At 66.9% G+C, this 13,949-nt stretch carries 12 protein-coding genes; 10 read left to right on the top strand and 2 right to left on the bottom strand.

Annotation, left to right across the window (positions count from 1 at the left end):
* Positions 1–84: 84 nt before the first annotated feature.
* From V6M63_RS03905 to V6M63_RS03865, 9 genes are all read left to right on the top strand, one after another.
* Positions 85–1,071, top strand: a complete 987-nt coding sequence (locus V6M63_RS03905; protein WP_332739659.1) for a malate dehydrogenase — start codon at positions 85–87, stop codon at positions 1,069–1,071.
* Positions 1,072–2,088, top strand: coding sequence for an HpcH/HpaI aldolase/citrate lyase family protein (locus tag V6M63_RS03900; protein WP_442909540.1), 1,017 nt, complete (start codon positions 1,072–1,074; stop codon positions 2,086–2,088).
* Between the two features lie 66 nt (positions 2,089–2,154).
* Positions 2,155–4,758 carry a bifunctional aconitate hydratase 2/2-methylisocitrate dehydratase gene (gene acnB / locus V6M63_RS03895; protein ID WP_332739655.1) on the top strand — a complete coding sequence of 868 codons (2,604 nt, stop codon included), beginning with the start codon at positions 2,155–2,157 and terminating at the stop codon, positions 4,756–4,758.
* A 98-nt stretch (positions 4,759–4,856) separates the two neighbouring features.
* Complete coding sequence (locus V6M63_RS03890; RefSeq protein WP_332740129.1) at positions 4,857–7,802, top strand: monovalent cation/H+ antiporter subunit A; 2,946 nt, start codon at positions 4,857–4,859, stop codon at positions 7,800–7,802.
* Positions 7,802–8,146, top strand: a complete 345-nt coding sequence (locus tag V6M63_RS03885) for a Na+/H+ antiporter subunit C (RefSeq protein ID WP_332739653.1) — start codon at positions 7,802–7,804, stop codon at positions 8,144–8,146. The genes V6M63_RS03890 and V6M63_RS03885 overlap by 1 nt, the downstream gene beginning before the upstream one ends.
* Complete coding sequence (locus tag V6M63_RS03880; protein WP_332739651.1) at positions 8,143–9,846, top strand: monovalent cation/H+ antiporter subunit D; 1,704 nt, start codon at positions 8,143–8,145, stop codon at positions 9,844–9,846. Before V6M63_RS03885 ends, V6M63_RS03880 begins: the two co-directional genes overlap by 4 nt.
* On the top strand, positions 9,843–10,334 hold the full coding sequence (locus V6M63_RS03875; RefSeq protein WP_332739649.1) for a Na+/H+ antiporter subunit E: 492 nt from the start codon (positions 9,843–9,845) through the stop codon (positions 10,332–10,334). Before V6M63_RS03880 ends, V6M63_RS03875 begins: the two co-directional genes overlap by 4 nt.
* Complete coding sequence (locus V6M63_RS03870; protein ID WP_056271433.1) at positions 10,331–10,609, top strand: K+/H+ antiporter subunit F; 279 nt, start codon at positions 10,331–10,333, stop codon at positions 10,607–10,609. The genes V6M63_RS03875 and V6M63_RS03870 overlap by 4 nt, the downstream gene beginning before the upstream one ends.
* Entirely contained in the window at positions 10,606–10,992 is a 387-nt protein-coding gene (locus V6M63_RS03865; RefSeq protein ID WP_332739644.1) for a Na+/H+ antiporter subunit G, read from the top strand. Before V6M63_RS03870 ends, V6M63_RS03865 begins: the two co-directional genes overlap by 4 nt.
* A gap of 11 nt (positions 10,993–11,003) precedes the next feature.
* Here the strand turns inward: V6M63_RS03865 and V6M63_RS03860 are convergent, their stop codons facing one another.
* Positions 11,004–11,837, bottom strand: a complete 834-nt coding sequence (locus V6M63_RS03860) for a helix-turn-helix domain-containing protein (RefSeq protein WP_332739642.1) — start codon at positions 11,835–11,837, stop codon at positions 11,004–11,006.
* Positions 11,838–11,951: 114 nt separating this feature from the next.
* Here V6M63_RS03860 and V6M63_RS03855 point away from each other — a divergent pair, with 114 nt between their 5' ends.
* Positions 11,952–12,377: a hypothetical protein gene (locus V6M63_RS03855; protein ID WP_332739640.1), complete on the top strand. Its 426-nt coding sequence runs from the start codon at positions 11,952–11,954 to the stop codon at positions 12,375–12,377.
* Positions 12,378–12,438: 61 nt separating this feature from the next.
* Here V6M63_RS03855 and V6M63_RS03850 read toward each other — a convergent pair whose 3' ends face one another.
* Positions 12,439–13,602: an OmpA family protein gene (locus V6M63_RS03850; RefSeq protein ID WP_332739638.1), complete on the bottom strand. Its 1,164-nt coding sequence runs from the start codon at positions 13,600–13,602 to the stop codon at positions 12,439–12,441.
* Positions 13,603–13,949 lie beyond the last annotated feature (347 nt).

Genomic DNA, 13,949 nt, shown 5'->3' with positions numbered 1-13,949 from the left:
ATCCGCCCGCTTCTGTCGCCTTTGTCTCGGGGTGTTCCCTCCCCAACCCCATCCCCTTCCTCGTCTCATTCTGGAGTTCTCACCATGCACAAGAAGCCCGTTCGTGTTGCCGTCACAGGCGCCGCTGGCCAGATCGGTTACGCCCTGCTGTTCCGCATCGCCTCCGGCGAAATGCTGGGCAAAGACCAGCCCGTGATCCTGCAACTGCTGGAAGTGCCGGTGGATGGGCCGCAAAAGGCGCTCAAGGGCGTGATGATGGAACTGGAAGACTGCGCGTTTCCGCTGCTGGTGGGCATGGAAGCGCACAGCGACCCGATGACCGCGTTCAAGGGCACCGACTACGCGCTGCTGGTCGGCTCCATGCCTCGCAAAGCCGGCATGGAGCGCGCCGAGCTGCTGGCCATCAACGGTGCCATCTTCACCGCCCAGGGCAAGGCGCTCAACGCCGTGGCCTCGCGCAACGTCAAGGTGCTGGTGGTCGGCAACCCGGCCAACACCAACGCCTACATCGCGATGAAGAGCGCACCCGACCTCAATCCGGGCAACTTCACCGCCATGCTGCGCCTGGACCACAACCGCGCCCTGAGCCAGATCGCGGCCAAGACCGGCAAGGCCGTGGCCAGCATCAAGAAACTGGCCGTGTGGGGCAACCACTCGCCCACCATGTACGCCGACTACCGCTTCGCCACCATCGACGGCGCTTCGGTCAAGGACATGATCAACGACCAGGTCTGGAACAAGGACGTGTTCCTGCCGACCGTGGGCAAGCGCGGCGCCGCCATCATCGAAGCGCGTGGCCTGTCTTCTGCCGCATCGGCTGCCAACGCCGCCATCGACCACATGCGCGACTGGGCGCTGGGCACCAACGGCGAATGGGTCACCATGGGCATTCCTTCGCAGGGCTGGTACGGCATTCCCAAGGACATCATGTTCGGCTTCCCCGTTACCTGCGAGAACGGTGAGTACAAGGTGGTTGAAGGCCTGGACATCGACGCCTTCTCGCAGGAATGCATCAACAAGACCCTGGCCGAGCTGCAAGGCGAGCAGGACGGCGTGAAGCACCTGCTGTAACTGCCTGGTAACCGCGCAGTGACCCATCCCCGTTCCATCCTGCTGGGTGCTCAGGCCGGCGCGTTCGCGCTGCCGGTCTGCGACCACTACAGCGGGGTGGAGGCGCGGATGAAGAAGAGCCTGCAGCTGCAGGCCGAGATGACCGAAGAGTTCGGCACCTGTGTGTTCGACGTGACGCTCGACTGCGAGGACGGCGCGCCCGTGGGCGGCGAGGCCGAACATGCCTCGCTTGTCACCGAACTGGCGCTGGCCGCCGCCCCCGATGCCCGTGTGGCCGTGCGCGTGCACCCGGTGGATCACCCGGCGTTCGACGCCGACGTGGCCACCATTGCCGGCCGCGCGGGCCAACGCCTCGCGCACCTGATGGTGCCCAAGGTCGAGTCGGTGGCCGATGTCCAGCGCGCCGTTGCGGCACTGGATGCGGCAGGCGCGCAGGCACTGCCGCTGCACGTGCTCATCGAGTCGCCCGCCGCCGTGCATCGCGCCTTCGACATCGCGGCCCACCCGCGCGTGCAGAGTCTGAGCTTTGGCCTGATGGACTTTGTCTCGGCGCATGGCGGGGCCATCCCCGCCGACGGCATGAGCGTGGCCGGCCAGTTCAGCCACCCGCTGGTGCTGCGCGCCAAGCTGGACATCGCCTCGGCCTGCCATGCGCACGGCAAGGTGCCCTCGCACTGCGTGGTCACCGAGTTCAAGGACCTGGCCGCGCTGCAGAACGCCGCGAAGACGGCCGCCATTGAGCTCGGCTACACCCGCATGTGGAGCATCCACCCCGATCAGATCCGCCCCATCCTGGCCGCGTTCGCACCCTCGGAGCGCGAGGTCGACACCGCTGCGGCGCTCATTGAATGCGCCATGGCCGCCGACTGGGCGCCGGTTCAGTTCGAAGGCCGCCTGCACGATCGGGCGAGTTACCGCTATTTCTGGCAGGTGCTGGAGCGCGCGCACCACACCGGCCTGTCACTGCCCGGCACCGTGCAGAGCTGTTTCGACGAGCCGGTCGCACCGCGGCATTGAGCTTGCTTGCCCTGTTTCCATCTGTTTTCCGACCCCCACGCACACCACTTCCCTCTGGAGATCGCCATGTCCACCACCTTCCTCACCGACTACCGCGCCCACACCGCCGAACGCGCGGCACTGGGCATTCCACCATTGCCGCTGGATGCGAAGCAGGTCGCCGACCTGATCGAACTGGTCAAGGCGCCGCCCGCGGGGGAAGACGCCTTCCTGCTGGACCTGCTCACGCACCGTGTGCCTCCCGGCGTGGACGACGCCGCCAAGGTCAAGGCCAGCTTCCTGGCCGCCGTGGCGCATGGTGACATCGCCGTGGGACTGGTCTCCAAGGCCAAGGCCACCGAGTTGCTGGGCACCATGGTGGGCGGCTACAACGTGCACCCGCTGATCGACCTGCTCGACCAGGCCGATGTGGCCGCGGTGGCGGCCGAAGGCCTGAAGAAGACGCTGCTGATGTTCGACTTCTTCAACGACGTGGCCGAGAAGGCCAAGGCCGGCAACGCCAAGGCGAAGGAAGTGATCGAGAGCTGGGCCAACGCCGAGTGGTTCACCTCGCGCCCCGAAGTGCCGAAGACGATCACCGTGACCGTGTTCAAGGTGCCCGGCGAGACCAACACCGACGACCTCTCGCCCGCGCCCGACGCCTGGAGCCGCCCGGACATTCCGCTGCACTACCTGGCCATGCTGAAGAACACGCGCGAAGGTGCGGCCTTCAAGCCCGAAGAAGACGGCAAGCGCGGCCCGATGCAGTTCATCGACACCCTCAAGAAGAACGGCCACCTGGTCGCCTACGTGGGCGATGTGGTGGGCACCGGTTCCTCGCGCAAGTCCGCCACCAACAGCGTGATCTGGGCCACCGGCCAGGACATTCCCTTCGTGCCGAACAAGCGCTTCGGTGGCGTCACGCTCGGCGGCAAGATCGCGCCGATCTTCTTCAACACGCAGGAAGATTCGGGCGCGCTGCCGATCGAAGTCGACGTGAGCAAGCTCGAGATGGGCGACGTGATCGACATCCACCCCTACGACGGCAAGATCACCAAGGGTGGCGCCACGGTGGTGGAGTTCCAGCTGCGCAGCGACGTGCTGTTCGACGAAGTGCGTGCCGGTGGCCGCATCAACCTGATCATCGGCCGCTCGCTCACCGCCAAGGCGCGTGAGTTCCTGGGCCTGCCGGCCTCCACGCTGTTCCGACTGCCGACCACGCCCGTGGCGACCAAGGCCGGCTTCACGCTGGCGCAAAAGATGGTGGGCCGCGCGGTCGGCCTGCCCGAAGGCCAGGGCGTGCGCCCGGGCACCTACTGCGAGCCCAAGATGACCACCGTGGGCAGCCAGGACACCACCGGCCCCATGACGCGCGACGAGTTGAAAGACCTGGCCTGCCTGGGCTTCAGCGCCGATCTGGTGATGCAGTCCTTCTGCCACACCGCGGCCTACCCGAAGCCGGTGGACGTGAAGACCCACCGCGATCTGCCGGCCTTCATCAGCAACCGGGGCGGCGTGTCCCTGCGTCCCGGTGACGGCGTGATCCACAGCTGGCTCAACCGCCTGCTGCTGCCCGACACCGTGGGCACCGGTGGCGACTCGCACACCCGTTTCCCGATCGGCATCAGCTTCCCCGCCGGCTCCGGCCTGGTGGCGTTTGGCGCGGCCACCGGCGTGATGCCGCTGGACATGCCCGAGTCGGTGCTGGTGCGCTTCAAGGGCCAGATGCAGCCTGGCATCACCCTGCGCGACCTGGTGCACGCGATTCCGCTGTACGCCATCCGTGCCGGTCTGCTGACCGTGGCGAAGGCGGGCAAGAAGAACGTGTTCTCCGGCCGCATTCTTGAAATCGAAGGTCTGCCTGATTTGAAAGTGGAGCAGGCGTTTGAACTCTCCGACGCTTCGGCCGAGCGTTCCGCCGCTGGCTGCACGGTCAAGCTCAACCCCGAGCCGATCAAGGAATACCTCACCAGCAACGTCGTGCTGATGAAGAACATGATCGCCGACGGTTATGCCGACGCCCGCACGCTGGCGCGGCGCATCGAAAAGGTCGAAGCCTGGCTGGCCAACCCGAGCCTGCTCGAAGCCGACAAGGACGCCGAGTACGCCGCCGTGATCGAGATCGACCTGGCCGATCTCAACGAGCCCGTGCTGTGCTGCCCGAACGATCCGGACGACGCCAAGCTGCTGAGCGAAGTGGCCGGCGCGAAGATCGACGAGGTGTTCATCGGTTCGTGCATGACCAACATCGGCCACTTCCGTGCCGCCTCCAAGCTGCTCGAAGGCAAGCGCGACATCCCGGTGAAGCTGTGGATCGCCCCACCCACCAAGATGGACGCGGCCGAGCTGACCAAGGAAGGCCACTACGGCGTGTTCGGCACCGCCGGTGCGCGCACCGAGATGCCGGGCTGCTCGCTGTGCATGGGCAACCAGGCGCAGGTGCGCGAAGGCGCCACCGTGGTCTCCACCTCCACGCGCAACTTCCCCAACCGCCTGGGCAAGAACACCAACGTGTACCTGGCCTCGGCCGAGCTGGCGGCCATTGCGTCCAAGCTGGGTCGCATCCCCACCGTGGCCGAGTACCAGGCCGACATGGGCGTGATCAACAAGGACGGCAGCCAGATCTACAAGTACCTGAACTTCGACCAGATCTCGGAGTACGCCGACACGGCCAAAGGCGTCACCGCCTGAGCCGCTGCAACGGCATGAAGAAAAGGCGGCCTGCGGGCCGCTTTTTTTTGGCGCCGCGTCTTGCCACGAGCAGCCGATAGACTCAAAGCCACATGACCCTGCCGCTCTACAGCCTCGTCCTCCTGCCTTTCGTGGGCAGTCTCGTTGCCGCCCTGCTGCCGTCGAACGCTCGAAACGCCGAGTCCACGCTGGCCGGTGCCATCGCGCTGTTCTGCGCGGTGCAGGCCGCGCTGCTGTTTCCCGAGATGGCCGCCGGTGGTGTGGTTCGCGAAGAGATCGTCTGGCTGCCGTCGCTGGGCTTGAACCTGGTGTTCCGCATGGACGGGTTCGCGTGGATGTTCTCCATGCTCGTGCTGGGCATCGGCGCGCTGGTGGTGCTGTACGCGCGTTACTACATGTCGCCCACCGACCCGGTGCCTCGCTTCTTCTCGCTGCTGCTGGCTTTCATGGGCTCCATGAGCGGTGTGGTGCTCTCGGGCAACCTGATCCAGCTGGTGGCGTTCTGGGAGCTGACCAGCCTGTTCTCGTTTCTGCTCATCGGTTATTGGCACCACCGCAGCGATGCGCGGCGCGGTGCCCGCATGGCGCTGACGGTCACCGGCACGGGCGGTCTGTGCCTGCTGGCCGGCGTGCTGGTGCTGGGCCACATCGTGGGCAGCCACGACCTGGATGTGGTGCTGCGCGCGGGCGACGTGATCCGCGCCCACCCGCTCTACAGCACGGCGCTGGTGCTGATCCTGCTGGGGGCCCTCACCAAGAGCGCGCAGTTCCCTTTTCATTTCTGGTTGCCGCACGCCATGGCCGCGCCCACGCCGGTGTCGGCCTACCTGCACTCGGCCACCATGGTCAAGGCCGGGGTGTTCCTGCTGGCGCGGCTGTGGCCGGTGCTGGCCGGCACCGACGAGTGGTTCTGGATCGTGACCGGCTCGGGCCTCATCACCCTGCTCATCGGAGGCTTTGCGGCCATCTTCCAGAACGACCTCAAGAGCCTGCTCGCCTACTCGACCATTTCGCACCTGGGTCTCATCACCACGCTGCTGGGCCTCAACAGTCCGCTGGCTGCCGTGGCGGCGGTTTTCCACATCATCAACCACGCCACCTTCAAGGCCTCGCTGTTCATGGCGGTGGGCATCATCGACCACGAGACCGGCACGCGCGACATGCGTCGCCTCAGCGGCCTCTGGCGCTACATGCCCATCACCGCCACCCTGACCATGGTGGCGGGGGCGGCCATGGCGGGCGTTCCGCTGCTCAACGGATTCATCTCCAAGGAGATGTTCTTCACTGAAGCCGTGTTCGTGAATGCCGCGCCCTGGTTCGACAGCCTGCTGCCGATGGCCGCGGTGGTGGCCGGTGCCTTCAGCGTGGCCTATTCGCTGCGTTTCACCGTCCACGTGTTTTTCGGGCCCGATACCTGCCAAGCCCTGCCGCGCACGCCGCACGAGCCGCCGCACTGGATGCGCGTGCCGGTCGAACTGCTGGTGCTGGCCTGTCTGGTGGTGGGTGTGCTGCCGCATTGGTCCATTCAGGACATCCTGTCCACCGCGGCCACGCCGGTGGTGGGTGGGGAGTTGCCCCCCTTCGATCTGGCGGTGTGGCATGGCTTCAACCTGCCGCTGTGGATGAGTTTCCTCGCCCTGGCCGGTGGCATCGTGCTGTTCCTGTTGCTGCGCCGACCGCTGCAGACGGGGCGCATCAAGCGCACGCCGGTGCTCAGCCGGGTGAGCGGCAAACGCGTGTTTGAAGGCACCCTGGCGTTCGTCACCGGTGCCAGCCGCAACCTGCAGCGCTGGCTGGGCACGCGGCGCCTGCAGACACAGCTGCTGCTGTTGGTGCTGGTCACCTTGCTGGCTGCGTTCGCGACCCTGCGTGGCGTGGGCGAGGCGACCTGGCTCGCGGGTGAGCGGCGCGTGTTGCCGTTCTCGCCCATGTTTGCGCTGCTCTGGCTGGTGGGCATCGGCAGCGCCATCGGTGCGTCGTGGCAGGCCAAGTACCACCGGTTGACGGCGCTGGCCCTCATGAGCGTGGCCGGCCTGGTCACGGTGGTCACCTTCGCCTGGTTCTCCGCGCCCGACCTGGCCTTGACGCAGCTCTCCGTGGAGGCCGTGACCACCGTGCTGATCCTGCTGGGTCTTCGCTGGCTGCCCAAACGGTTCGAAGAAGTCGATCGCAGACAACCGCTGCTCAAGCGCCTGCGCACCAGTGCGCGGCGCGGGCGTGATCTGGCCGTGGCGCTGACCGCCGGCGGCGGCATGGCGGCGCTGTCGTATGCGCTGATGATGCGCGACTTCCCGCAGAGCATCTCTCCGTTCTTCCTGGAACGCGCCAAGCCCGAGGGCGGTGGCACCAACGTGGTCAACGTGATGCTGGTGGACTTCCGCGGCTTCGACACGCTGGGCGAAATCGCCGTGCTGGGCATCGTGGCGCTCACGGTGTATGCGCTGCTCAGGCGCTTCCGGCCCGCGCCCGAGAGCATGGACCTGCCGCCGCAACAGCGGGCCCTGCCCCCCGACCTGATGACCGATCTCGTGAACGCGCAAACCGCTGCCGACACCGCACGCGGTTACCTGCTGGTGCCCGCGGTGCTGGTGCGGCTGATCCTGCCGATCGCAGCCGTCATCGGTGTGTACCTTTTCATGCGCGGGCACAACGAACCGGGGGGTGGCTTCGTGGCCGGGCTGGTGCTCTCGACCGCGTTCATCCTGCAGTACATCGTCTCGGGCACGCAGTGGGTCGAGGCCAACATCAGCCTGCGGCCCGTGCGCTGGATTGCGGCCGGCCTGCTGCTGGCCACCGCCACCGGCCTGGGCTCGCTCTTCTTCGGCTATCCCTTCCTCACCACGCACACCGCCCACCTTGATCTCCCGCTGCTGGGCGAGATCCACGTGGCCAGTGCGCTCTTTTATGACATCGGCGTGTTCACCCTGGTGGTGGGCGCCACGCTGCTCATCCTCACGGCGCTGGGCCACCAGTCGGTGCGCGGCCACCGCCGCGTGAGCACCGACGCCCGGGGCGCCGGTGGACAAATCCCGGGAGATCTCTGATGGAAATCGTGCTGGCGCTGGCCATCGGTGTGCTCACCACCTGCGGCGTGTGGCTCATGCTGCGCCCCAGAACCTTCCAGGTGATCATGGGCCTGGCGCTGCTGGGCTACGGCGTGAACCTGTTCATCTTCAGCATGGGACGGCTTTCGGTCGACAGCGAGCCGATCCTGGTGGCCGGCTTTCCGCCCACCTTCGAGTTCTACGACGACCCCATGCCGCAGGCCCTGGTGCTCACCGCCATCGTGATCGGCTTTGCCATGACCGCGCTGTTCCTGGTGGTGATGCTGGCCCAGCGGGGCTTCTCCGGCAATGACCATGTGGACGGCCAGGAGGACGGCCAATGACGGCCTTGGCCCAGGCCCTGATGCCGCACCTGATGGTGGCGCCCATCCTGCTGCCGCTGCTGGCGGCGTGCCTGCTCATGTTCGTGAGCGAACGCCGGCACCGCACCAAGGCCACGCTGGGCCTGCTGGCCACCGCCGCCAACCTCTGCGTGGCGGTGCTGCTGGTCTTCTGGGTCAAGGCCGGCGACGAGCCCAGCGCCTTCGGCATCTACCTGCCGTCCAACTGGGACGTGCCCTACGGCATCGTGCTCGTGCTGGACCGGCTCTCCGCCCTGATGCTGGTGATGACCGCGCTGGTCGCCCTCATGGCCCTGCTGTTCTCGCTGGCGCGCTGGCACAAGGCGGGTGCGCATTTCCACCCGCTGTTCCAGATCCAGATCATGGGCCTCAACGGTGCCTTCCTCACCGGCGATCTCTTCAACCTGTTCGTGTTCTTCGAGGTCATGCTCGCCGCCTCCTACGGTCTGCTGCTGCACGGCTCCGGGCCGGCCCGCGTGAAGGCCGGTCTGCACTACATCGCCATCAACCTGGCCGCGTCCTCGCTGTTCCTCGTGGGTGCCGCCCTGATCTACGGCGTGTCGGGCACGCTCAACATGGCCGACCTGGCCGCGCGCATCCCCGAGGTGCCCGACGCCGACCGGGCCTTGCTGCACGTGGGCTGTGCCATCCTCGCCGTGGCTTTTCTGGCCAAGGCGGCGATGTGGCCGATGAACTTCTGGCTCGTGCCCGCGTACGCGAGTGCCAGCGCGCCGTCGGCCGCGGTGTTCGCCTTGCTCACCAAGGTCGGCATCTATGTGCTGCTGCGGCTGTCGACGCTGCTGTTTTCCGACGAGGCGGGTGAATCGGCCGGCTTCGGCAGCCCATGGCTGCTGTGGGGCGGCCTGAGCACCCTGGCCTGTGGCGCCGTCGGCATGATGTCCGCGCAGCGACCGGCGCGCATGGCGGGCTTCGCGGTCATCATCTCCTGCGGCACGGTCATGGCGGTGCTGGGGCTGGCACGGCCCGAGGTCACGGCCGGTGCGCTGTACTACCTGCCGGTGTCCACCTTCGCGGTGGCGGCGTTTTTTCTGCTGACCGAACTCATGGAGCGCTCGCGCCAATCCGATCCGGCACGCCAGAAGGCGCCGGAGGACGAAGAAGACCACCTGCCGTTCTCCCTGGCCGAGCTGGAGCTCCCCCGCGGCGCCAACCTGGACGAGGACGAAGTGCCGCTGGTCGGGCGCGCCATCCCCGCGTCCACCGCGCTGCTCGGTCTGGCCTTCATCGTCTGCACGCTGCTGCTGGCGGGCCTGCCACCGTTCTCCGGTTTCATCGGCAAGTTCGCCATGCTCTCCGCCTTGCTGGACGCGCCCGGCGCGGCGGTGGCGCCGGTGAGCTGGTTGCTCATGGCCTGCATCATCGTCTCGGGTCTGTTGGCGCTGCTGGCGTTGTCGCGCACCGGCATCCGCTTTTTCTGGGCGCCGGTGGATCGCCCACCCCCGGTGCTGCGCGTCGTGGAGTACCTGCCGATCGCCGTGCTGATCGCGTTGTGCGTGGTGTTCACCGTGCGCGCGGAAGCGGTGATGCGCTACACCCGCGCCACGGCCGCCGCACTCTACCAACCCCGTCTCTACATCGACGCCGTGATGAGCTCGCGGCCATTGCCCACGCCCACCAACGCCGATCGGCTGGGCCTGCCTGTGCCGGGGGTGGCGCGATGATGCGGCGCCTGTTTCCCGCACCGCTGCTGTCCCTGGCATTGGTGGCCCTGTGGCTGCTGCTCAACAACTCGCTTGGCCTGGGCCAGTGGTTGATGGCCCTGCTGCTGGGCTGGCTGGTGCCCTGGCTCACGCATTCACTGCGTCCCACGCCCGTGCGTTTCAGCCACCCGCTGGTGGCGCTGCGTTTGTTCTTGCGGGTCGGGCGCGACGTGATCGTCTCGAACTGGCGCGTGCTCCTGGGCACGCTGGCGCCCGCGAGCAAGGTCCCGCAGGGCGGCTTCGTGGTGGTGCCGCTGGACCTGCGCGATCCCAACGGCCTGGCCGTGCTCGCGGCGATCATGTGCGTGATCCCGGGCACCATCTGGTCGGAGCTCGCGCTGGACCGCAGCGCGCTGCTGATCCACATGTTTGATCTGGACGACGCGCAGGCCGAGATCGACCTGATCAAACACCGCTACGAGCGGCCGTTGATGGAGATATTCGAATGACCCCGGTGCTGTTTGCCGCCATCGTCTTTGCGCTGTCCTGCTACGCGCTGGCCATGGGCCTGTCGCTGTTGCGGCTGTACCTCGGCCCATCGGCGCAGGACCGTGTGCTGGCCATGGACCTGATCTGCACCATCGCCATGTTGATGATGATGGTGCTGGCCATCCGCTACCGCAGTTCGATGTATTTCGAAGCGGCGCTGCTGATCTCCATCTTCGGCTTCATCGGTTCGGCGGCCATGGCCAAGTTCCTGTTGCGCGGCGAGGTGATCGAATGAGCGGCAACCTGTCCTGGTGGATCGATGTTCTGGTGGCGCTCCTGCTGGTGCTCAGCGGCGTGTTCGCCCTGGCGGCGGCGGTGGGCGTGTTGCGCTTCAAGACCTTTTTCCAGCGCATGCATCCCCCGGCGCTTGCTTTCACTTTCGCTGCCTGGTGCGTCACGCTCGCGAGCATCGTCTACTTCTCGGCGCAGGACGACAGGCTCGCACTGCGCAGCTGGCTCATCATCATCTTTCTGGCGCTCACCGTGCCGGTGACCACCATCCTGCTGGCGCGCACCGAGCTGTTCCGCCGCCGCACGTCCACCGGTGGCAGTGGCGAGATTCCACCCCCGTTGAACCACGAATCGGCCGCGCCCGCGCCCGCCGACCACCAACGCTGATCTGGCGCCGATCAGGCCGTCGTTGAAGCCAGCAACCCGCGCAGCACGGCTGCCGTGGCTTCGTCCGCCGGAAAGAACGTCTCGAGCGCGAGCTCCTGCAAGGTGATGTCCACCGGTGAGCCGAACACGGTGGTGGTGCTCACCAGCTGCAGCACGCCGTGCGTGGTGTGGAACTGGAACGGCATCAGCACACCCGGGTGTTCACCAGGCAAGGCCACGTGTTCCGCGCCGAAGGCATCGGGGTAGCCCTTGAGTTCTTCCAGCAGCGCGGCCAGCACCGCGTCGCCGGTGGCCCGGATCTGCTGGCGCAAACGCTCGAACAGGTGTTCGCGCCACTGCCGCAGGTTGGCGATGCGCGGCGCCAGGCCCTGCGGGTGCAGACTGATGCGCAGCACATTCACCGGGCCTTGCAGCAACTCGGGCGCGGCACCGGCCATCAGCATCGGCACGAGGCGGTTGTGCATCACCAGATTCCAGTGCCGGTCCATGGCCAGCGCGGGGCAGGGCTCGTGGCATTCGAGGATGCGCTGAACCGCCGCGCGGGCCGAGGCCATCTCGGGGTCGTCCAGCGGCCGCGCGCGGTACATGGGCGCAAAGCCCGCCGCCACCAGCCAGGCGTTGCGCTCGCGCAGCGGCACGTCCAGCCGCTCCACCAGGCGCAGCACCATCTCGCGGCTCGGGCTGGCGCGGCCGGTTTCCACGCAGCTCAGGTGGCGCGTGGAGACCTCCGCCACGTGCGCCAGATCCATCTGGCTGAAGCGTCGGCGCTGGCGCCAGTGGCGCAGGTGTTCACCGAATGTGGAGGGCAGGGCGCCGCGGGGGTGGGGGAGGGCAGAGGTGTCCATGGCCGCCATGTTAGGCCGCTCCGGGTGCTGCTTCCATGACCTGTGAGGTCATCGACGCGGTGCACGACCACGCCCACGATGAAGGCCTCTTCAACCCCCGCAAGGAGTGCTTCCATGTCCATCACCTCCCAACTCTCTTCGCCCACCGTGCTGCGCCGCGTGCTCGCATTCGACGCCTTGTCGGGCGCCGGCACCGGCGTGCTGCACCTGCTGCTGGCGTCCACGCTCTCAACCTGGCTCGGTCTGCCCGAGGCGCTGTTGCAAGCCTCCGGTGTGGCGATCTTCGCGTTCGTGGCGCTGGCCGGATGGCTGGCGCTGCAGGCCTCGCCGCCGCGCGGGCCACTGATGGCGATCGTGCTGCTCAATTTCGCCTGGGCACTCGGCTGCCTGTGGCTGGCCTTCGGTGCTGCGTTCAACCCCACACCGCTGGGCCTGGCCTACCTGCTGGTGCAGGCCGCCGTGGTGTTCGTGCTGGCCGAGCTGCAATGGATGGGGTGGCGCCAGCTGGCCACCGGCGAGCGCATGCCGTTCGCAGCCTGATCCCGTTGCACCACAAAAAAGGCGGCCCGAAGGCCGCCTTTTTTGTGTCCGACGACAGTGCTCAGCGGGTGCCGGTCACTTCCACGTCAACGCGGCGATCCGGCTGCAGGCAGGCCACGAGCGCGGCGGTGCGCTTCGTGCCTTTGCAGTCGTCCGGCTTGGTCACGGGCATGGTTTCCCCCTTGCCCATGGCGGAGATTTTCGAGCTGTCGAGCTTGCCCGAGGTCACCAGGTAGTTCTTGACGGCCAGGGCGCGCTCTTGCGACAGCTTCTGGTTGTACGTGTCCGAACCCAGACGGTCGGTGTGGCCTTCGACCGTCACGGTCTGGTAGTTGGCGCTGGAGAGGTCACGGGCGAATTTGTCGAGGTCGGCGCGGCCTTCGGGCTTCACGGTGGAGGCGTCAAAGCCGAACAGCGACTCGGCCGACATGCTCACGCGCTGGGGCGCGGGTGCCGGCGCGGGCATGGGGGCTGGTGCCGGTGCCTGCACCATCGGTGCGGGAGCGGGTGCCGGTGCCACGTAAGGCGCAGGCGCCGCGGCCACATAGGCGGGCTGAACCGGTGCGCGGTTGAACGGGAACACGAGGCCCACGGTCACCACGTCGACGTTGGTGCGACCGGCGCTGGCGGTCTTCACCCGGTAGCGCTCGATCTCGGCGCGCAGCCACATGGAGCGGCTCAGTTCGTACTGAACGCCCAGGCCGACCTTCACGTCGGTCTTGCTGTCGCGGCTGCCCTGCACACCGGCAGCGGTGGCGCCAGCGCCCGAGTAGTTGCTCTGGGTGCGGCCATGGGCAGCGCCCACGCGACCCAGCATGGAGAAGCGCTCGGTGATCGGCAGCGTGCCCACCAGATCCAGGTTCAGGCCATGGCGGCGGGTGCTGTTGTTGAAGGCGCCAGCGGGCGTGGTGGACGAGAAGCTGGTCTTGCCCAGATCGTAGTAACCACCTTCGAGCGCGATGTTGCGGTTGAACTGGTAACCGCCGAAGAGCTTGTAGGCGGTGTCCTTTTCGTCGCTGCTGAAACCGGTGGCCGGGCCGTTGGCGCCGAGCAGGTTGTTCGAAACACCGGCCTCATCCACCTTGGCACGGGACTCACCGGCGGACACGCCACCGTAGAAGAAACCGGGTTCCTGGTATTGAACCGACGATTGGGCCGATGCCGATGTGGCGGCGACCGAAAGGATGGCGAGTGTCAGTGCACTGAAGGCGTGACGGGATTTCATGAGGGGCTTTCGGGAGACTGTGAGCTTCGTTTGCACGAAGGGAATTTGCAGCGGCGACGCACTCGTGAGTGAAGGGCGTTTCGTTGTCTGACGCGTTTTTAGTTGGGCGCCCCAAGTGGGTCTGTGCGTTTGCAGACACAGCCTGGCGAGGGTTGTTTTGTGGACACAGGTGCCCGCAGGTTTCTGCATGAATCGTTCATCGGGTGTTCGCCAGCGAACAGATGGCGCGCCAACGAACCCCTAGGCTGCATTCACACCGACGGAGTTCATGCAATGTGCATGTGCTTCTTTGGTCCGACCGTGCAACTCAAGCAACCGCTCAAGCCCCGGTCACAGATTCCACAAGG

The organism is Hydrogenophaga sp. (assembly GCF_036675665.1).
Taxonomy (GTDB): domain Bacteria; phylum Pseudomonadota; class Gammaproteobacteria; order Burkholderiales; family Burkholderiaceae_C; genus Hydrogenophaga.
The sequence above is the reverse complement of the archived record's forward strand: the minus strand, read 5'-3'. Positions and strand labels throughout refer to the sequence as shown.